The sequence below is a fragment of the Paenibacillus sp. J2L1-98 genome, from assembly GCF_056269405.1.
This window is the reverse complement of record NZ_JBWDNW010000008.1, coordinates 193,550-212,758: the sequence shown is the minus strand read 5'-3', so window position 1 is coordinate 212,758 and position 19,209 is coordinate 193,550. Positions and strand designations below refer to the sequence as shown.

At 50.5% G+C, this 19,209-nt stretch carries 14 protein-coding genes; 4 read left to right on the top strand and 10 right to left on the bottom strand.

Going from position 1 to position 19,209, the window contains the following annotated elements; genetic code table 11:
- Nucleotides 1-18: 18 nt before the first annotated feature.
- The 3 genes from AC0YNZ_RS17050 to AC0YNZ_RS17040 all read right to left on the bottom strand — a co-directional run bounded on the left by AC0YNZ_RS17050 (nucleotide 19) and on the right by AC0YNZ_RS17040 (nucleotide 3,654).
- Entirely contained in the window at nucleotides 19-2,160 is a 2,142-nt protein-coding gene (locus AC0YNZ_RS17050; protein WP_475827743.1) for a sensor histidine kinase, read from the bottom strand.
- Nucleotides 2,147-2,854 carry a winged helix-turn-helix domain-containing protein gene (locus AC0YNZ_RS17045; RefSeq protein ID WP_475827742.1) on the bottom strand — a complete coding sequence of 236 codons (708 nt, stop codon included), beginning with the start codon at nucleotides 2,852-2,854 and terminating at the stop codon, nucleotides 2,147-2,149. The genes AC0YNZ_RS17050 and AC0YNZ_RS17045 overlap by 14 nt, the downstream gene beginning before the upstream one ends.
- Before the next feature lie 185 nt (nucleotides 2,855-3,039).
- Nucleotides 3,040-3,654, bottom strand: a complete 615-nt coding sequence (locus tag AC0YNZ_RS17040) for a PH domain-containing protein (RefSeq protein ID WP_475827741.1) — start codon at nucleotides 3,652-3,654, stop codon at nucleotides 3,040-3,042.
- A gap of 631 nt (nucleotides 3,655-4,285) precedes the next feature.
- Between AC0YNZ_RS17040 and AC0YNZ_RS17035 the strand changes: the two genes are divergently transcribed.
- Nucleotides 4,286-6,943: an S-layer homology domain-containing protein gene (locus tag AC0YNZ_RS17035; RefSeq protein ID WP_475827740.1), complete on the top strand. Its 2,658-nt coding sequence runs from the start codon at nucleotides 4,286-4,288 to the stop codon at nucleotides 6,941-6,943.
- Nucleotides 6,944-7,051: 108 nt separating this feature from the next.
- Here AC0YNZ_RS17035 and ytxJ read toward each other — a convergent pair whose 3' ends face one another.
- On the bottom strand, nucleotides 7,052-7,390 hold the full coding sequence (gene ytxJ, locus AC0YNZ_RS17030; protein WP_475827739.1) for a bacillithiol system redox-active protein YtxJ: 339 nt from the start codon (nucleotides 7,388-7,390) through the stop codon (nucleotides 7,052-7,054).
- 242 nt (nucleotides 7,391-7,632) lie between these two features.
- Here ytxJ and AC0YNZ_RS17025 point away from each other — a divergent pair, with 242 nt between their 5' ends.
- The gene (locus AC0YNZ_RS17025; RefSeq protein WP_475827738.1) at nucleotides 7,633-8,208 is read left to right on the top strand and encodes a TetR/AcrR family transcriptional regulator; all 576 of its coding nucleotides are present in this window, start codon (nucleotides 7,633-7,635) and stop codon (nucleotides 8,206-8,208) included.
- Between the two features lie 76 nt (nucleotides 8,209-8,284).
- Nucleotides 8,285-10,525: a YhgE/Pip family protein gene (locus AC0YNZ_RS17020; protein ID WP_475827737.1), complete on the top strand. Its 2,241-nt coding sequence runs from the start codon at nucleotides 8,285-8,287 to the stop codon at nucleotides 10,523-10,525.
- 319 nt (nucleotides 10,526-10,844) lie between these two features.
- Here AC0YNZ_RS17020 and AC0YNZ_RS17015 read toward each other — a convergent pair whose 3' ends face one another.
- From AC0YNZ_RS17015 to AC0YNZ_RS16990, 6 genes are all read right to left on the bottom strand, one after another.
- Nucleotides 10,845-11,105, bottom strand: a complete 261-nt coding sequence (locus AC0YNZ_RS17015) for an HPr family phosphocarrier protein (protein ID WP_056631647.1) — start codon at nucleotides 11,103-11,105, stop codon at nucleotides 10,845-10,847.
- Nucleotides 11,098-12,831, bottom strand: coding sequence for a phosphoenolpyruvate--protein phosphotransferase (gene ptsP / locus AC0YNZ_RS17010; RefSeq protein ID WP_475827794.1), 1,734 nt, complete (start codon nucleotides 12,829-12,831; stop codon nucleotides 11,098-11,100). The genes AC0YNZ_RS17015 and ptsP overlap by 8 nt, the downstream gene beginning before the upstream one ends.
- A 7-nt stretch (nucleotides 12,832-12,838) precedes the next feature.
- The gene (locus AC0YNZ_RS17005) at nucleotides 12,839-14,014 is read right to left on the bottom strand and encodes a mannitol-1-phosphate 5-dehydrogenase (RefSeq protein WP_475827736.1); all 1,176 of its coding nucleotides are present in this window, start codon (nucleotides 14,012-14,014) and stop codon (nucleotides 12,839-12,841) included.
- Nucleotides 14,014-14,448, bottom strand: a complete 435-nt coding sequence (locus tag AC0YNZ_RS17000) for a PTS mannitol transporter subunit IIA (RefSeq protein ID WP_475827735.1) — start codon at nucleotides 14,446-14,448, stop codon at nucleotides 14,014-14,016. Before AC0YNZ_RS17000 ends, AC0YNZ_RS17005 begins: the two co-directional genes overlap by 1 nt.
- Before the next feature lie 2 nt (nucleotides 14,449-14,450).
- Entirely contained in the window at nucleotides 14,451-16,472 is a 2,022-nt protein-coding gene (locus AC0YNZ_RS16995) for a BglG family transcription antiterminator (protein ID WP_475827793.1), read from the bottom strand.
- A 97-nt stretch (nucleotides 16,473-16,569) separates the two neighbouring features.
- Nucleotides 16,570-17,997: a PTS mannitol transporter subunit IIBC gene (locus AC0YNZ_RS16990; RefSeq protein ID WP_475827734.1), complete on the bottom strand. Its 1,428-nt coding sequence runs from the start codon at nucleotides 17,995-17,997 to the stop codon at nucleotides 16,570-16,572.
- Nucleotides 17,998-18,258: 261 nt separating this feature from the next.
- On the opposite strand from AC0YNZ_RS16990, the gene AC0YNZ_RS16985 reads away from it, so the two are divergent.
- A complete protein-coding gene (locus tag AC0YNZ_RS16985; RefSeq protein ID WP_475827733.1) occupies nucleotides 18,259-19,200 on the top strand; it encodes a DMT family transporter in 942 nt (313 codons plus the stop codon).
- Nucleotides 19,201-19,209 lie beyond the last annotated feature (9 nt).

Here is a 19,209-nt window from a genome sequence, read left to right as displayed (position 1 = left end):
AGGCACAGGTTTTCTGAATTAAGCAATCAGCAGCGGAAGCGTGAGGGAGAAAATGCATCCGCGGCCGTTCTCCTCATTCGGCTTGACGGTTAGCTGGCCGCCATGGATGTCTGTAATCTCTTTGGCAATCGATAGACCGAGACCGCTTCCGGGTATGCCGCTGTTTCTTGATTTATCCACCCGGTAGAAGGAGTCGAACACATAAGGCAGAGCATCCTCCGGTATGCCTGTTCCGGTATCGATGACGCGGAAAGTTGCGGCTTGACCCGTGAGCTCGAATGTAAAGGCAATCGGGCTGCCGGCTTCTGAATATTTCATTGCATTATCGATCAGATTGTCGACTACCCGAATGACGAGATGGGGATCTCCGCGAAAGCGGCCGCCGGTTGCAAGCTGCCTAGCATGAAAGGGGCGTCGTTCCAGCTTCATATAGGCTTCCCATTTCCTAATCATGTCGTTAAATAAGGAGTCCGCTTCGATAACGGTGAACTTGGCCTCCAGCTGCCGGGTTTCCAATAAGCTCAGCTCGTTTAAATTGCGGACGAATTGATTGATCGTTTGAATGTCCTCGTAAATTCTGCGCAAAAAAATGCCTGTATCTGCTCCGCTAATCGTACCGTCATTTATCGCCTCGATGTAACCGCGGATAAGGGTAATCGGCGTTTTCAAATCATGCGAGATATTCATGAACAGCTCCTTGCGCCAATGCTCTAATCGCAAGAGCTCATCTACGCGCGCTTCCAACTCGTTATTCATGTCCCGCAGCTCTTCCGTACGAAGCTCTACCTTATGCTCGAGCTGTTGGTTAAGCTCCGTCTGCTGCTCCATGAGCTCGCGGATTTTGTGCGACATGCGGTTGAAGGAGTGCAGCAGCTGATTGAATTCGAGCGTCCGCGTATCATTGAGCGCAGATGTGAACTGGCCCTCGCCCATTTCGGCGAACGCGCCGGCAAGCAAATTGACGGGCCTCGAAACCTTGGAGCGCAAATAAAAAGAGAGCATGACGGATAGGCAGACGGCCACTAAGCCGAGCAGGGTCAGCTGGGCGAAGAGCTGATCGCCCGTTTGGATAGAGAGCTTCTCGGTGGCGGAGTGGATCGGATCAAGGAGCTTATGCTCCGGAATGATATAGCCGAGTATCCAATTTGTCGACGGGATGGACCGGCTGAATACAACTTTCTGCTGACCGTGAAGCTGCATGCTGCGGAAGCTGTTTAACGTATCCTTGTTGAACAGGGCGGCTAAATCCAGCTGTTCAATTTCATTCGCGCCGTGCTGCTGGGCGGCGATGAGCTCGTGATCGGTATCGAGCAGCAGCGCGATGCCGTCCTCGTCGGCGAACCTGGTATCCAGCACGTTGTTTACGAAACGCTCAATCGTCACGTCAGCCGCAACGACCCCTTTGAGGACGCGGTGCTCATCGTAGACGGGCGTCGTTGCAGTGAACATCCAGCCCCTTGGCGTAATATCGAGGTAAGGCTTCGTCCACGCGACTTGATTTGTTTTGGGTCTGACGTTTAGGGCGTCGGAATAAAAGTTGTACGACGTCAGCGCATTGATCGGTTTGGATAGCTCCCCTGTTTCTTGGCCGGTATACTCCGGATAGTAGAAGGAGCCGGATTTCGGATGGATATAATACATCGATACGATGTTCTTCTTCCTTGAAGATTCTGATTTGAATAACGGAAACAGAGCTTTGCTTAGCGCCAAATCGTAAGCCTGTTCCGGCGATGGATACTGGCCCGGGTTATCCGTTCGGATCGATATGACGCCCATGCCTTCGGAATGCTGTTCGGTAAACCGTTTTTTCTCTGAATCATAGATGAAGGCGATAGGCTGCACGTCCGAATGATTTTCGGTAGAGAAAATAGATTCGGCGAGCGCTTTGGATAGCAGGACCGCATCTTCAACAAGGCGCAGCTCGGTATCGATGGCGCGAACCTGCTCTTCGATGTTTGCTTCATACATGCTTATGTAATTTTTTTCAATCAGTGCGGTATTGAGCTCATTGAAATGACTGAGCTGCGAGGTGACGGTTTGGCCGGCGAATACGGATAATAGCAAGAGCGGGATAAGGGAAACAGTCAGCATAGCCGCGAGCATCTGGAAGGCGAAGGTGCGCGGCCGAAGGAGAATCTTAATGCCCTTAAACCGATTCATCGAATTTATATCCAATGCCGCGTATCGTTATAATGCGCGAGGGTAAAGACGGGTTGCTCTCGATTTTTTTGCGCAAATGTCCGATGTGCACTTGAAGGGTTTTGGTGTCGAGGCTGCTCTCGTATCCCCAGATATGACTGAGCAAACGCTCGGTTGTAAGCACCTGGCGCGCGTTCTGCATGAGGTAAGCGAGCAGTTGAAACTCCTTGGCGGACAGCTCGATTCGCTTGCCGTCTACGTAAACCTCATGCGCATCGACGTGCAGCTGAACATGCGCGGAGGAGATAATAGTGGAAGGTGCTTCTTCGGCTTGCCGATTGTGAACGATCCGATTGCGGCGCAGTTGTGCTTTAATGCGTGCGACCAGCTCGACCGGGCTGAAAGGCTTGCTGACATAGTCGTCCGCGCCTACGCTTAGCCCAACGACTTTATCGATTTCGGTGTCCTTGCAGGTGAGAAAAACGATCGGGACATCTGTCTTTTGCCGCAGCCTGGTGCATAGCTCATAGCCTTCCATATCGGGAAGCAGGACGTCGAGCACAATAAGCGAAGGCTGCTCGTTTTCGGTAAGCTCGATCGCTTGCTTTCCGCTTGTTGCGCTCAAATGGCGAAAGCCGTCTTTGGTTAAATACATGCCTACGAGCTCGCCAATTCTAACTTCATCATCTACGGTTAATATAAGTTCTCCCGGCAAGTCGATTCACCTCTTCGGATGTGATATAAGCGTTACTCTTTCTTTTAAATATATACGTGAAAGTAAGATTTGCGCAATGTTTATGTGAGGTTATATAACATTAAAACGCTGCCATCCGCACGCAAAAAAGCAGATCAGCTGAAATCAGCCGATCTGCTAAGTGAGGCCGCGTAAATGGCGGCGAATTAGTTATTGATATAACGCTCGAAAATCGCGCCGAAATCCTTCACGCGATACTGCTTATGCGTGTTAACAAGCCAGTTGAAGGCGGATTTGTTCAGTCCGTCGAACTGCTCGACGACATTGAAGTCGCCTTTGTGGAATTGCTGCAGCGTAGTGGATGCGAGATCCAGGCTGCGCCTTGCATATTCAAGCGAAATTTCATTCTCGCGTGTAATTTCGGAAATTTTGATCAAAGCTTTGTACAGATCCTTAAGCTCTTCGATATGCTTCTTGTTTACGTCGATAGTGAAAGGGACGGAGCCGATATTGAACTTGATTTCGACGTCAAGATCGACCGTGCCTGCCGTCTCCAGCATCACCTGTGAAATCTGGTTGGAGCTGTAGGAGTAGCGCTTCAGCATACGCTTCTTGCTTATTGCGCTTGTGCCGTCCAGATGAATAAGTGCGAGATTTGTGAAGCAGTATTCGTCGGTTTTCGATTTAATGAGAAAATAGATTTTCTCGTTATCTTCATGCATGACATAATCGTCAGAATCGGCTTTGCTGAAATCTGCCGGCTTGATAATCGCCCCAATGTCACTCAATCCAAGCGCGTCTGCAGCTAATTTTCCAAACATTCGTACCATTCCTTTCGTGATCGCATCGTATAATTACTTACCCATTATATAATAGGAATTGGGATTTATGATCATTTTTTTTGCTGAATGGATTTATCCATTTATGCCGACGGGTGCTTGGCGGGCATGTCTTAATGGATGGGGTGGTTAACATCCCGTTGGGAAATATGAAATAAGTAAACCATGCCAAATATTTACGTGGTTTACTTTACTAGAGTTTATATCTACATGCACGCAAGCTCAATTATTATTGCGGTTAATAACTGCGGCAATCCATTCAGGCGCAAAAGACGACGTACATCCACAGGTTTATTATTTTATCTTCCTATCTTCTCGCCAATAGTAATGCAAGTGTCTATGTAATGGCATTATATACAAAATCATCGATTATCGTGGAATACGTATTCGGTTTGATCCGTGCAGCAGGCAGCTGACTCGCAGAGCAAATGATCGGGATCGTACGTATTATAAGGAAAACTATTACTGAAGTAATCAATATATTATTTTATTTATTATTTCCAAAAATTACTCTATTTAAGAGTATAGTTTGCTATAATAAATGAGTCTTTATTCTTCTAGTATTTCAAAATAGTAGGGGAAAAGGGCTATTGATTAGTAGGGGGCGGAGCAGTTGTCTTTGTTTACACGAATGAGGAAAGCTTTAAGCAGTGCCGTCATTTCGGCGATGGCATTATCAGCAGTGCCTGTTGCGTCTGCAATGGAAGTTTCGATTGACGATACGAAAGGGCATTGGGCACAGGACGATTTGCGTAAATGGGTGGCCAGCGGATTATTGCAGGGTTATGAGGATGGCGCTATTCAGCCTGACCGTCCTGTTACGCGTGCTGAATTGATGACGCTAATCAATCGATCATTTAATCTGAATGAGAAGGAAACGGTATCCTTTACCGATTTGTCCAGTTCGAATTGGGCTTCTGAACAAATCGCGATTGCCGTTAAAGCAGGTTATGTGAAAGGCTATGAGGACGGTACGATTCGCTGGAATCAACAAGTAACAAGGGAAGAAGCGGCGAGCATGGTTGCCGAATTGCTTCAAGTTGACGATACCAAGGAGGCTAACGTATCTTCATTCAAAGATGCCTCCTCTATTGGGGACTGGAGCGAAGCGTCCATTGCCGCTCTCGTAGATGCCGGAATCATGAACGGTTACCCGAATGGCAATTTCGTTCCGAAAGGAAAGTTTACACGTGCGGAAAGTGTAACGGTTTTGGAGAAAGCGCTTGATCATTTAAAGCCTGCAGTTGAATACAGCGCGGCGGGTGTGTACGGTCCGGAGACCGGTACGGAAACGATCAAAGGAAACGTTGTCGTAACAGCACCGGGCGTTACGCTTCAGAATTTGATTATAGAAGGAAGCTTGACGCTGACGGCGGCTGTTGGCGAAGGCGATGTTCATTTGAACAAAGTAACCGTGAACGGGACGACTGCGATCTCGGGAGGAGGCAAAAACTCCGTTCATCTTAAGGACTCCGTTCTTGTACATATTACGGTGAATAAGAAGGGCGGCACGGTTCGTATTGTGGCCGAGGGGACAACTGCGGTTCAATCGGTTACTGTGCAATCTGCGACGATTGTGGAAGAAAGCGGATTGACGGGGACTGGCTTCACTGCAGTGCAGCTGGCCAAAGAGCTTCCGGCCAATACGGAGGTCAAGCTTGTAGGCTCTTTCTCTGACGTGAACGTTTACTCGGCTGCGATTCGTCTCAATGTGGAGGCCGGAACGATTGGCAGTCTTGTAGCCCATGAATCAGCCGAAGGAGTGGTTATACATGTCGATGCAGCCGCAAAAGTCGCCCAGCTTGTGCTGGATGCCGTTGCGAAGTTGACTGGCCAGGGCGCGATCGAGAAAGCCGTTGTCAACAAAGGCGGAGAAAATACGAGCTTCGAGAAGCAGCCGGCTAAAGTTGAAGGCGAAGGTGCGGCAGCAGAAGTGCCTGGCGCAATCGGCGGCGATGGTGGAGGAGGGAGCGCTGTGGTGCCAAATTCGGTACCAACGGAAAATGTGTATGAGATAACGTCGGATATTAAACCGCTGCATATTGCCGACGTTGATATACTAGCTGTCGATGCGAATAACAAGTTAGTTGATTCGAACGGCAACCTTGTCATTGATCCGATGTATTTCATTGCGACCATGTCTTCCGAAGTAGGCATCAGAGTGAAGCAGAATGTAGGCAAGCATTATGCTGGAAATGTTCGTTTAATCATCAGCGGCATTTCGGCATCGAATGGCGGACAAGTGGACGGCTTGCAGCTGTTTGCTTATGACCAAACAAGCAGCGCCTACACAGACATCGTCAAAGCAGGCTTCGGAGCTGCGGACGGTCAAACGATTGAATCGTTAATGTCCGATTTCGCGCACCATACCTCATGGAATATTATTGCAAAGCCGGGTGTCTACTCTTTTAAAATACAGATCGTAGATGTCTCTACCCACGCAATTGTGGCTGAGAGCGCGGTGCAGCAGGTGCAATCGTACAACGTGCATTTAAAGTCATTGGGCGTGGATGGTTATACTTTGAAGAAGAGGACTGCCTATCCTGAACAAATAGTGGGTGAAGGTTTCGATCCCAATCATATCTATTACGAGATTCTGGTTCCCAATACGGTCGATGAAGTCGTTCTTAGACCGGAAACGGCCGTTGCGGGCGCAAGCGTGACAGTAGTACTGGAGCGTATGATAGGATTTGATCCTGTAACTTCGCAGAACGACGGAGAGGGTAATGAATATTTTTCCGTTCCGCTCAATGCCGGTCAGCATGAATATGTGACGATCGAAAATACGCTGCCTTCAGGATTGCACCAAATGTATGTTGTCCTGATCAGGCGCCTCCCGAGAGAGGATACAAGTGTAATCGATCCTAATAATCCTGGTGTTGCGATTCCGGTATATGGAAATGACATGTCGGGAGCATCCCTTCGATTAGTAACCGCTGAAGAGATCGCCGCATATAACGAGGAATCTATCTTCGCTGCCCAATCAGGGGTCGCTTTAACACTGGATAAACAAAATTTGCCGGAGGCGATCCGGAACTTCGCTTATTTAAAGTTTGAACCTACGGGCAGTATAAGCGATACGGTGAATAATGTGTCTGTCATGCCGTATCATGGCATCGTATACGATTCGGCAGGCGGTTCATGGACATTGGTAACCTTTAAGAAATTTTCCGAGAGTAATCTCTCGTCCTACTATCGAGTCGTGTTCTATGACCGTAATGATAATCCTTTGGGCGTGCTCTACATTACAAGCAGTCCGTTAGGAAATTAACTTTTTATACTGCCGTACTAGCTGCTTGTCTATAAAAAACGCCCAACCTTTCGCTTATATGCGAAGGGCTGGGCGTTTGCAGCTTAATTGAGCGGTTGCCGCCAGGTATTAGTCGAGCACGGCTGTGATATGGGCTTTCGTAATCGACCAATGGGAAGCCGTCCACACTTTTTCTTTTTTATCGATAAAAATAATTTGCGGCGACTCGTGCTTCACGGATGTGTCTTCGGCGATTTGGTTGGAAACGGGACGCGACTCGATAACCTTAACGAGCACGTATTCAACATCTTCCCGCGGTTTGCCTTCAAGATATTGGTTAAACTCTTGATGAGCGTTCGCGCTAACCGGGCAAGTCGTGCTGTGCTTGAACACGATGAGCGGATGGGCGGCAGAGCCTTCGTAAACGTCGTTCCATTCTTCGATGGACGTAATTTCTTTGTATGACATAAGGGAAACACTCCTTTATTCTGCGATGCAGATAATAGTTGTAACAGTATGAGTATTATAGCTCTTTTTGCCGGGGAAAGTCATCTTTGGGCGAATAGGATTTCTCGGACTTATACCAATCGCAGTGATGATGCTTGCAATCAGAATTAGAGCATGCTATGATTACTTCAGTCAAATTGACCATTTTAGTTTTTTGGTCAGTTTTTGAGAGGGCGAGAAGTTATAAGGTCGGAGGTGCCGGCATGGCAGTGGATCGGCGGCAGCAGATTGTGGAAGCGGCGGCGAAGTCGTTTGCTTTGTTTGGCTACAAGGCGACGACGATGGATCAGGTCGCGAAGATTGCGAATGTGGGCAAGGGTACGATCTATACGTTTTTTGCGAATAAAGAAGAGCTGTTCCATGAAATCATGAAGAAGCTCATCATTGAAATGAAGCAGGTGGCGGAGAAGGTGCTTGATCCGAACCGGCGCTTTTTCGAAAATTTGAACGCTGTCCTGGAGCAGCTGCTTGAATTCCGCGAGGAGCACGAGCTGGCGCTGAAGCTGTCGCATGAGGTGCGCGAGATTGGCACGCCGATGGCGGTAGAGGGCATGCGGCAAATCGAGAAGGCAGTCGTCGGCTACATTCAGCAGCAGGTGCAATCGGCCATCGATAAGGGCGAGATCAAGCCGTGTAATCCGGAAATGACGGCATTCGTTATGCTGCGGCTGTATATGGCGCTCACCGTGGAATGGAAAAAAACGCATGAACCGCTCGATAAGAAGCAAGTTGCAGAACAATTGCGATTTTATATGCAAGTAGGATTGGCTCCGGAATAGCCTGGATGCCTTTTTTTACGGCTTAAAATGACCAAGTGACAAAAGTGGTCAATCAGTAAAAAGGAGAGTGGACGTTTTGAAGTTCAGAGGGTTAAAGCAGTTTAGCGAGGAATTATCCGGCATCGCACGCAACAAAATGCTGCTGATATCTGTTATCGGCGTACTGATGATTCCAGTTATGTATTCCTCGATGTTTCTAGGGGCATTTTGGGACCCGTACGGACACTTGGATAAAATGCCGGTAGCCATCGTCAATGCGGATAAAGGCTATGTCTATAATGATGAAATGATGCATATCGGCGATGATTTTGAGGAACAGTTAAAGGAAAATGAAAAGTTCGAGTGGCATTTCGTCAGCAAGGTAGAGGCGGAGGCGGGAATTGAGGATCACCGCTATTACATGGCGATTGAAATTCCGGCGGATTTCTCGGAGAAAACGACATCGCTTACCTCGGATGAGCCGACACCGGCACAGCTGACGTATTTGGCTAACGAAAGCTACAACTTTCTTGCCTCGCAGATCGGCAGCAAAGCTGTCGACACGATGAAGACTGAGCTGGGTAAAGAGGTGACGTCGGCTTATACGCGCACCGTATTTGAGCAAATGGAAGAGCTTGCGGACGGGATTAGCAAAGCGAGCGACGGCGCCGGCGAAATCGCCGACGGCACGACGAAGGCGAAGGATGGAGCGGTGCTTATCGAGCAAAATCTTGCGAAGCTCGTCAGCGGATCGGTGACGCTGCAGGAGGGGGTCGCGAAGCTGAACGATGGCGGCGCGGCGCTTAGCAAGGGAAGTGCCGAGCTGAGCGCGGGCACTGCCGGCTTGGCCAGCGGCCTGGCGCAGCTTCAGGCTGCGCAGCAGCAGCTTGGCGCGGGAGCCGCATCGCTTGGCGATGGCGCGGGTTCGCTTGGGGCCGGAGCGGTGAAGCTGAGCGACGGCTTGGCGCAGTTGGCCGGAGCGGGCGGACAGCTGGCGGAGGGCGCGGCTGACGCGCAGCAGGCTGCGGGGCAGCTGGCGGACGGCCTTAAGGAATCGGCTGCGGGCGAGGAGCAGCTGAATGCGGCAGCGGCGCAGCTGGCTGATGGGCTGGCGCAGCTTGGGCAGGCGAATCCGCAGCTGGTGGAGAGCGAAAGCTTCGCCTCTTTATTGAAAGCGAGCCGGGAGCTGGCGGCGGGCCTTGAGAAGTCTTCGGCAGGCCAAGCGCAGCTGAGCGGCGGAGCGGCAAAGCTGAGCGGCGGACTTGTGAAGGTGTCGGACGGTCTGGGAACCCTCGATAAGAAGGCAACGGAAGCGGCGGCTGGCGGCAAACAGCTGGGAGCTGCCGGCGAGCAGTTAGCTGCTGGAGCGGAGAAGTTCACAAGCGGCATGACGCAGTTTGGTACGAAGCTTGCTGAAGCAAACGCCGGCAGTGCAAAATTGGCGGCGGGCGCCAAGCAGCTTAATAGCGGCGCAGCTGCGCTGGCATCTGGACTAACGCAGCTTTCCTCAAACGTAACGCCATTCGTGGATGGCTCCGCTAAGCTTGAGGACGGTGCGCAGCAAGTGGCTTCCGGGTTATTGAAGCTGGAGGACGGGACGCAGGAGCTGTCCGGCAAGCTGAATGAGGCATCCGGTAAAACTTCCGGCATGAAGCTGACGGATGCGATGGTGGATATGTTCTCCGATCCGGTGAAGCTTGATGTAGAGAAGGTGACCGAGGTTGATAATTATGGTACGGGGCTTGCGCCTTACTTCCTATCGCTTGGTTTATATGTCGGAGCGATGCTGCTCACTATCGTATATTCGGTTCGCGAGCCGGCGGTTCGTCCGGTGAACGGCTGGAGCTGGTTCTGGAGCAAGGCGCTCACCTTGGCGCTTATCGGTACGATTCAGGCGCTTATCGCAGACGCGGCGCTGATATATGTGTTGAAGCTTGAGGTTCAGAGCATGGGCATGTTCTTGCTTTACTCGATTCTAACGAGCATTACTTTTATGATGATCATTCAGTTTCTGGTTGCTTCAATGGGCAATCCAGGCCGCTTTATCGCCGTTATTCTGCTGATTTTTCAACTTACCAGCTCTGCCGGCACGTTCCCGATCGAGCTTGTTCCAGGCTGGCTGCAAAAGGTATCGCCATTCCTGCCGATGACCTACTCGGTAGCGGGCTTTAGAGATATCATCTCAAGCGGCGATTACGGAAAGGTGGGCGGATATATGGCGATTATGGCGGGTATTGCCATCCTATTCGCCGTGCTGTCTTACATTTACTTTACTTTGTCCCACCGCAAATCAAAAAGTGATAGCGCGGACCCGGCGGAAGTGACGGCAGCCGTTTAGCATCGCGGAATATCGGGAATAGGTGCAGAGTCTGACTTACTAGACTAAAGCACAAAAGGACAGCGAATGATCGCTGTCTTTTTGTGCTATTTTCGTATTCGCTCTGCTGCATTTTACGGGAAAAGCTCCTGCTATATTAATTGCCGATGAGTACGAGACTGATTTATCAGGATTTCCTCCAGTTAATCCGGCACAGACACCCTAGAAGGGGCGGTTTCCGCAAAAAGAAAGGGAGAAATTCCAGCTAAATGAAGCTGAATAGCGTATTCGAAGAAATTAGCGGGATCGTTTCCCGTCAAAGTGTGCGCCATCCTGCCTACTATTCGTGTATATCCGTCAAAAGCTTCCCCAGCGCGTTTAGCGCCTGCAATTCCTGCTCGCCGTCAATCTCCAGCGTAACTTCCTCATTCGCCGCAATGCCAAGCGTAAGCATGCTCAATGAGCTTTTGCCGTTTACTTTCTTCCCTTTATTGATGACGTTCACCTTGCAGGGGAAGGTGCTGGCGGTTTGTACGAAGGATTTGGTCGGGCGTACGTGAAAGCCTGTAGGATTAACAATGATGAAAGTTTGGCTAAGCATATTGAGTCACTCCGTTTCTTTTATGTTCAACAAATTGTGTAATTTCCTGCGTGCTCCGCATAGTCAGCGCCTGATTCGCGAAGTCCGACCATTCGGACTTGTCGAGCTGACCGATCAGTTCTCTCGCTTGCAGAATCGAGCCGGCGCTCATACTGAATTCATGCAGGCCAAGACCCAACAGCAGTGGAATCGCCGTCAAATCTCCTGCCATCTCGCCGCACATGCCGACCCATTTGCCTTCCTTCTCCGCCGCTTGGATTACGAGGCGGATGAGGCGCAGTAAGGAGGGGTGCCAAGGCTGATACAGGTAGGACACCGTTTCATTCATACGGTCTGCCGCCATTGTATATTGAATCAAGTCGTTCGTTCCGATGCTGAAGAAATCGACCTCCGGCGCGAATAGATCTGCGGCGACAGCCGCTGCCGGAACTTCGACCATCATCCCGATCTCGATATGTCCCGCGAGCTGAACGCCCTCGGCAACGAGCTTCTGTCTTTCTTCCTCAAGCAGCTTCTTCGCTTCAAGCAGCTCCTCCAATACAGCAATCATCGGAAACATGATTTTCAAATTGCCGTAGCGGCTTGCGCGAAGCAGCGCCCGCAGCTGCGTACGGAACAGGTCCTGTTTATCCAGGCAAAGACGAAGCGCCCGTTGGCCAAGAAAAGGGTTGGTTTCCGCCTGAAGCTCCATGTAAGGAAGCTCCTTATCGCCGCCAATATCAAGCGTCCTTATGACGACCGGCTTCGGGTTCATTTTCTCAAGCGCATATTTGTAACTGGTGAACTGCTCCTCCTCGGTAGGGAGGGAGCTGCGTCCCATGTACAGAAACTCGGTGCGAAATAGACCGATTCCTTCGGCGCCGTTGTCGATGGCCCGCTGAATATCTTCCAGCTTGCCGATGTTGGCTGCCAGCTCAACCTGCTTGCCATCCTTGGATAGGGTAGGCTGATCCTTCAGTTTGCTTAATTCGGCTCTGCGCAGATCGTCATTCTGCTTCTTGTCTTGATAAGCCGCCAGCTCTTCTGCCGTTGGCTTCACAAGGACAACGCCTTGATTCGCATCTATCACGACGACGGCATGCTCTGGCAGGTCATGAATCGACGGCCCGATGCCGACGATTGCTGGTATTTCCAATGATCGCGCCATAATGGCGGAATGGGAAGTTCGGCTGCCTACCTCAGTAATGAAGCCGCGAACGACGTCCAGATTGAGCTGGGCTGTATCCGATGGCGTCAGATCTCTCGCCACAATAATACATTCCTCCGTCAGGTTGGCCAGGTCGAGGTGCGGAACGCCGCGCAAATGACTCATGATGCGGCCGGAGACATCCTCGATATCGATTGCCCGCCCGCGCAGCAGTTCATCGGTCATCGATTGCAGCAGCTCGATGAAGGATTGTGATACCTCATGCAGCGCGAATTCGGCATTGATGGCTTCATCGGCAATTTTCTGTTCGACCGCTTCGATGAGATCGGGGTCCTCAAGTATCATGAGATGTCCTTCGAAAATTTCGGCTTTGTCTGCGCCAAGCCGCTCTTCCGCCGAAGCGCGAATCGCCTCGACCTCAACGCGGGCGACTGCGACTGCCTCGCGGAACCGGCCGACCTCCTGCGGGCTGTCTTGGATAGACAGCTTATTGGGGATATAGCGCTCGGATGCAAGATGGAACGCGCGCGCGATGGCGATTCCCGGCGATGCCGCTATCCCTTTCAATGATTGTGTCATCATATCCTCATTCCTTTCCATGCCGGACGACTGATGGTGATTGTCCCAGCATGCTGTATTGCTCTGCCGCTTGAATATGAAGCGGGTGCTGCTCGTCTAAGCCTGTGAATCTAGTAATCGCTGCATGGATGCCGTGCTCCCTGATCGAGGCTTGCAGCTGATCGGACTCGGGGTCGCCGGCGCAATCGAAGTGCAGAGCCGCTGCCATAGCAGTCGTCAAATGAGCTGCGGGTATGCCGTGTTGATAAGCTAACGTTGCCGGTCTCACAAGCCGGTCATTAGGAGAAAGCTTGCGAACCGGCGAGCGGCCAATCCGTACGATCTCGTCTACCAAGTAAGGATTAACGAAACGTTCTAGTATTTGTTCAATATACTCGGAGTGCGCTTTCTCGTCAAAATGATAGGTTTGAACAAGCGCGGCTCCCGTCTCCAGCAACGCGCCTCTTACCTCGGCCACTATCGCGGGATCTTTCATTGCTTCCTGAATCGTTGCATAGCCTTTCAAGAAACCGTGATACGCCGCGACGCAGTGTCCCGTATTGACGGTAAACAGCTTGCGTTCGATATATGGCTCCAGTTGATCAACATAATGCACCCCTGCGATTTCTTCCAGCGAATCTAGCAAAGGAGAACGCTCCACAGTCCATTCATAGAAAGGCTCGACGGTAACCTGCAGCGGGTCCTCGTGCTGCTGCAGCGGAACGATCCGGTCTACGGCAGCGTCGGGAAAAACGATATGCTGATCGGCCTGCGCCTGTGCTTCCGCAGACAAGTGCTCATAGACGAATTGCTTCAAAATCGTGCTGCCGCCGAGTGCGTTCTCGCAAGCGATAATAGGGAGAGCAGCCTTGCCGTCCGCAAGTCGCAGTTCTATGCCTTTGGCGATCGCAGCGGCAATATGCTTTAGAACCGATACGCCGACAGCGGTCGTTACGATATCGGCATCCGCGATCGTTTCTGCGACTAAAGCGATATTTTTGCCGTCAATGGCTGTAACATGATCGACAAGATACGTATCTCCTTGCTCATTGGCCAGTTTGACCGCATACTGCCCCTTTTTCTGAAGCTCAGTGACGAGAGTGTCGTTAACATCGACGAAGCATAGCTCATAACCTGCGTTGTGGAGAAGCAGCCCGATAAAGCCTCTTCCGATGTTGCCTGCTCCGAAATGAACGGCCTTCATTATTCCATCCCCGCTTCGAAAATAGAAATCAGCTCTTCTTCCGAAGCGGCATTCAAAATGCGCTGCATGTCTTCTTCCTCGGATACTAGCATGGCAACGTTTGTCAAAATATCCAGGTGATCGTCGCCGACCGCCGCTAATCCGATAATTAATTGAGCGGGCTCCTCGCCGCCGAAGTCTACGCCGGCCGGTACGATGATAACCGCCATGCCCGTCGAGCGAATTAACGCCTTCGCTTCATTGGTTCCGTGCGGCATGGCAAGGCCTCCGCCGATGTAGGTGGATAGAGCCTCTTCGCGTTCAATCATTTTTTCGATGTACTCCTGTGGCGCGTGTCCCGCATCTACGAGCATTTGTCCGACCATGTGGATGGCTTCATATTTGTCTTGTACAACGGCGTTTAGTTTTATTTTTTCTTTCGATAGAATGGTCATGATTATTCTCTCCAATCCAATTTGGTTTTGATATAAAGCTCAAGTTTCTTTGAGATGAACAATTTGATGCTTGCCGCTTGTTCATGCGCAAGTAACGCGAGCAGATCAGGCAGCAGCAGCATCGCGCTAATTTCACTAAGCAGCTCTAAAGTATACGAGTCCAGCTTCAGGGGGCCGAGCATCATTAACACCTGCATAGCCTGAGATTCGCCATCCTCACTGAGCTGCAAAGGCTTGTCGCAGCGGTATAAGGCGAGTAAAGGCTCTTCGATCCACTCGCTTCGGGTATGAATCAAAGCGAGAAGGGTATCCGGGATGATGAGGCTTCCTTGCTGCTCTCTCGTAAGCAGCTGCTCTGCAATTTTCCCGCTATTCGTATCGATATATGGTGAACCGATCAAGGAAAGCATGCCGGGAAGCTGATTCTCTAATCGCTCTTGGCCTTCCAATAGGACAAGATCGTGAACGCAAAAGCCGTCAAGCAGCCGCAGGACGATACCGGAGTAAAGCTGCAGCAGCAGTAAGCGATCCATCGGAGATTGTCCTGACGATTCTGCTTCTGCAGTTATGGCCGTTTTCTTTAAGGTTGTGCCCTCGATGTAGGCGCGCAGCCTATTTGTTTCTTCATGCGAGAGCATAGGGCTTAGCTTAATGTAACGATCCGGTTCCAGAGGCAGATCAACGGTGGAAATGATTAAATCATACCGGTCCGGCGCAAGCCTGGTCGCTTCGAACCAGGAATAGTGGCCGATCAACTCGATTTGCGGCAGCTCCTTGGCAATCTTCACAGCCAGCAGTTTGGATGAACCAATGCCGCTCGTGCAGACGAGGACGGCTCTTATTTTCCTCGGGAAGGGCTTTAACCGTTCTAAGGAAGCGCCGAAATGCATGACGATATAGCCGATTTCCTCGTCCGGCACATTTAGCTGACGGAATAGTTCTTGTACACCCTGCCGCACAATAGCGAATAAAGGACCGTATTCTTTCTTGATAGGCGCAAGCATGGGATTGCGTATGGACATGCCGTCTCTAATCCGCCCGAAGGCCGGCCTGATGTGCCGGATAAGCCCTTCCTCCAATGAACGGTCCTCCGTAAGCGACATTTGCAGCTGAGCCTCCACATAACGGATTAGCTGCTTAACGCCTTCGATGGTCGGCATATCGTCATGATGGATCAGCAGGCTGCTTTCCGGATAAGCTTCGCTGCTAAGCAGCCTAGAAAGATACCGTTTTTCTTCTATTGGAAGCTGTATGTCCAAAATATCCAGCAGACTTCCCAGCAAGGTGATCTCATCGCCATAGTTATAATCGCTTGCTGTAATCAAGCAGTTTTGCTCAATACGGGTTAACGCGACCGACAGCTTAATGAGCAGTCTCGTGTAATCGGATTCGGTTAGCGTGTTCGACCAGTCGTCATTCAGCTCCCATAATGCCTGCTCAAGCCGCTTGAAATTTTCTTTGCCGATCATGTCGAGAAGCTGTGCTGTTATAGGATGAGATACAGTCTGGTCTTTGAATTGCCCGAATAAATCGGAATCGTCGAGATGATTAAGCGCAAGCGAGCTAATCGACTGACGTTTCGCTTCTTCAGGGCCGGTAATTTCAACGCCGTAGCCTCTTTTTCGGACTAGAGTCAAGCCTTGCTGTATGATCGCTTCTTCCATTTCATCGAGGTCGTGGCTTATCGTCGGCATCGTCACGCGCAGCTCGTGAGCGAGCGAGAACAGCTTAATGGGCTCGTCATGCTCAAGCAGTCTGCAGAAAATGAGAATCTTGCGTTCCGCTGCCGAATATTCGAATGAATCGGACCTGTCGAATGATTGTTTGAAGCGGTTCAGCGTGTCGTGATCCGCTTCGATGCGAATGCCGTGTCCGGCTATTTTGTGAAGCAGAATGCCGCTCTCCGCCAGCAGCGGTTCAATATCGCTAAGCTCGCGATGGATCGTCCTGGTGCTTGTTCCGACGATAGCTGCCATATCGGACGCAGTAATTTCATGCTTTTGTTCGAGCAGCAGCTCAATAATTCGGCGTTGCCTAGTTGAGGCTTTGATGGTTTATCCTCCTTCGCGGAAGAATGGACTTAACGCCGACAGGTATCTGTCAGCGTTAAGTATGGTGTCATTAACTTAATCTTTGTACGAGCAAGTCATACTCTGGACTTTTGAGGAAATTTTCGATTGAAATATGCTCGGCATTCGGCGCTTTTTGCCGGGCGCGGTCGGTAAGGGTCTTATGGGTGATGACAATGTCAGCGTCCCCGGGAATATCGCTGATCGCCGTGTTAATGACGGTAATAGGCAGCTCGGCCGCATTGACCTTTTTGCGCAGGATGGAAGCGCCCATTGCGCTTGAGCCCATGCCGGCATCGCAGGAAAATACGATTTTGCTAACTTTCGTCTTCACTTGCTCCGCTGCTGCAGCTGGTACGACCGTTCCTTTGGATGTCGCCTTCATTTGCTGAACCTTCTTCGCCGCTTGCTCAAGCTCGTCATCGGCATTCTCATTCTGCTTGCCGGTCTTTAACAGGATCGATGCAACCAGGAATGAAACGATCGTGGCCACTGCTACACCGCTAAGCATAGCCAGAAATCCGCCTTTAGGCGTCATGGTGAAGTAAGCGATAATACTGCCCGGCGATGGAGCGGCGACTAGACCTGCTCCGAAGATGGAGAAGGTGAAAGTACCGGACACGCCGCCTGCGATGGTTGCAAGAATTAAACGCGGGTTCATAAGAATATAAGGGAAATAAATTTCGTGAATACCGCCGAAGAAATGGATGATGGCAGCGCCTGGGGCGGAATTCTTAACCATCCCTTTGCCGAACAGCCAATAGGCCAGCAGGATGCCAAGACCCGGACCCGGATTGGATTCCAGCATGTAAATAATCGATTTTCCGGCATGCGTTGCTTGATCCAGAGCGAGCGGACCCAGTATGCCGTGGTTGATGGCGTTGTTAAGAAACAATATTTTGGCCGGCTCGATCAATACGTTTGCGAGCGGCAGCAGGCCCGAGTTGATGAGAATTTCAACCCCGGAAGCAAGCAGCTTGCTAAGGGTTTCTACTACGGGTCCGATGCCTTTGAATGCGATTATTGCAAGTCCGCCGCCGATAATGCCGGAAGAGAAGTTGTTGATGAGCATTTCAAAGCCGGAAGGAATCTTTCCTCCAATAGATTGATCGAATTTTTTCAATACCCATGAAGCGAACGGCCCGACGATCATAGCTCCAAGAAACATCGGAATATTGGCCCCTGCAATAACGCCGAGCGTAACGATTGCGCCAACTACGCCTCCCCGTACGCCGTGAACCATTTGACCGCCGGTATAACCGATAAGAATAGGGAGCAGATAGGTGATCATCGGTCCTACAAGCGTTGCCAGACTTTCGTTCGGAATCCAACCTGTCGGTATGAATAAAGCCGTTATGAGTCCCCATGCAATAAAGGCGCCAATATTGGGCATAACCATGCCGCTTAGGAAACGACCGAATCGTTGAACGGAAACTTTAACACCGCCGGATACCGGTTTTTCTGTTGCCAAATTACTCATGCTTCAACCTCCATTTTGTAATTTCCTGGTGTTTATAATGTTAGCTACCAGAAGCTGATTTAATCGTAATGGATAGCGCTTTCATATTCAACGAATTGAAAAGCAGGTTGCGTCATGATCGCTGTTGCCATCATTTTTTTCATTACGTTCAAATAGCATAAGAAATGAGCTAAATGCAGGAATATTTACGCGCCCGCTCATGCTATGATGGATGAGGAATTTGTAGAAACAAGACATAGGTGAATAGACGGGGCGGTTAGAATGAATAATAAGTGGATGAATTACGGCGGACTTGTGCTGGTAGCTGTCGTATGGGGAGCGAACTTTGGCATATCGCGACTGGCGATGGAGTCGTTTAACCCGGTTGTGTTTTCGTTTTTGAGATTTGGACTGGCTATTCCGTTCTTCTTCCTTATATTGAAGCTGACCGAGGGCAACGTAGGGATTCCTTGGCGTTTGGTTCCGAAGCTGGCGGTAATCGGACTGTTTGGCGTTACGTTGCTTGAAATTATGGTCATGTACTCCATCAAATATACGACGCTCGCGAATGCGTCGCTCCTGAACGTAGCGCCATGGCCGATCTTCGCTGCCTTGTTTGCGCCGCTGTTCATACGGGAATCGATTACGCTGCGGCTCATCGTCGGCGGCGCGATATCGATTGTCGGTGTATGCTTCGTCATCCTTGGCGGAGGAGAGGGCTTCAGCCTTTCTTCTGAAAATATGCTGGGCAACGCGATGGCGTTTGGCGTCAGTATAATCGGCGCATTATATAATCTCAGCTCCATGACTTTAATGAAGCAATATTCAGTCCTTCGGATAAGTACGTGGATTATCGCATTCGGATCGCTGTTCATGCTGCCGCTGACCTTTGGTAAGTGGGGGCAGACGGATTGGTCCGCTCTAAATACAGGTCATTATTTATCCATCGGATACAATGTGATTATTTGCACGGTGCTGGCTTTTGTCGTTTGGAATGCCTGCATGATCAAGGTCGGTGCGGCGCGCTCGAACTTCTTCCGTTACGCCGTTCCGGCGGCAGCTGTTATTGCCGGCTACTTTATGTTCGACGAGCGGATTACATCGCTGCAAATGTGCGGCGCTGCATGTATGGCGGCCGGACTTGTCTGGATCAGCATTGAACGCAAACGGCCGGTGGAGAAACCGCAACTTCTAAGTAAGTCACCGGAAGGTCAAGTCGTATAGTTTCCATTT

What these genes read in the sequence shown, in the direction of transcription:
- AC0YNZ_RS17050 (WP_475827743.1), bottom strand. Translation starts at nt 2,160, where the DNA reads ATGAATCGGTTTAAGGGCATTAAGATTCTCCTTCGGCCGCGCACCTTC.
- AC0YNZ_RS17040 (WP_475827741.1), bottom strand. Translation starts at nt 3,654, where the DNA reads ATGTTTGGAAAATTAGCTGCAGACGCGCTTGGATTGAGTGACATTGGG.
- ytxJ (WP_475827739.1), bottom strand. Translation starts at nt 7,390, where the DNA reads ATGTCATACAAAGAAATTACGTCCATCGAAGAATGGAACGACGTTTAC.
- AC0YNZ_RS17025 (WP_475827738.1), top strand. Translation starts at nt 7,633, where the DNA reads ATGGCAGTGGATCGGCGGCAGCAGATTGTGGAAGCGGCGGCGAAGTCG.
- AC0YNZ_RS17015 (WP_056631647.1), bottom strand. Translation starts at nt 11,105, where the DNA reads ATGCTTAGCCAAACTTTCATCATTGTTAATCCTACAGGCTTTCACGTA.
- ptsP (WP_475827794.1), bottom strand. Translation starts at nt 12,831, where the DNA reads ATGACACAATCATTGAAAGGGATAGCGGCATCGCCGGGAATCGCCATC.
- AC0YNZ_RS17005 (WP_475827736.1), bottom strand. Translation starts at nt 14,014, where the DNA reads ATGAAGGCCGTTCATTTCGGAGCAGGCAACATCGGAAGAGGCTTTATC.
- AC0YNZ_RS17000 (WP_475827735.1), bottom strand. Translation starts at nt 14,448, where the DNA reads ATGACCATTCTATCGAAAGAAAAAATAAAACTAAACGCCGTTGTACAA.
- AC0YNZ_RS16990 (WP_475827734.1), bottom strand. Translation starts at nt 17,997, where the DNA reads ATGAGTAATTTGGCAACAGAAAAACCGGTATCCGGCGGTGTTAAAGTT.
- AC0YNZ_RS16985 (WP_475827733.1), top strand. Translation starts at nt 18,259, where the DNA reads ATGAATAATAAGTGGATGAATTACGGCGGACTTGTGCTGGTAGCTGTC.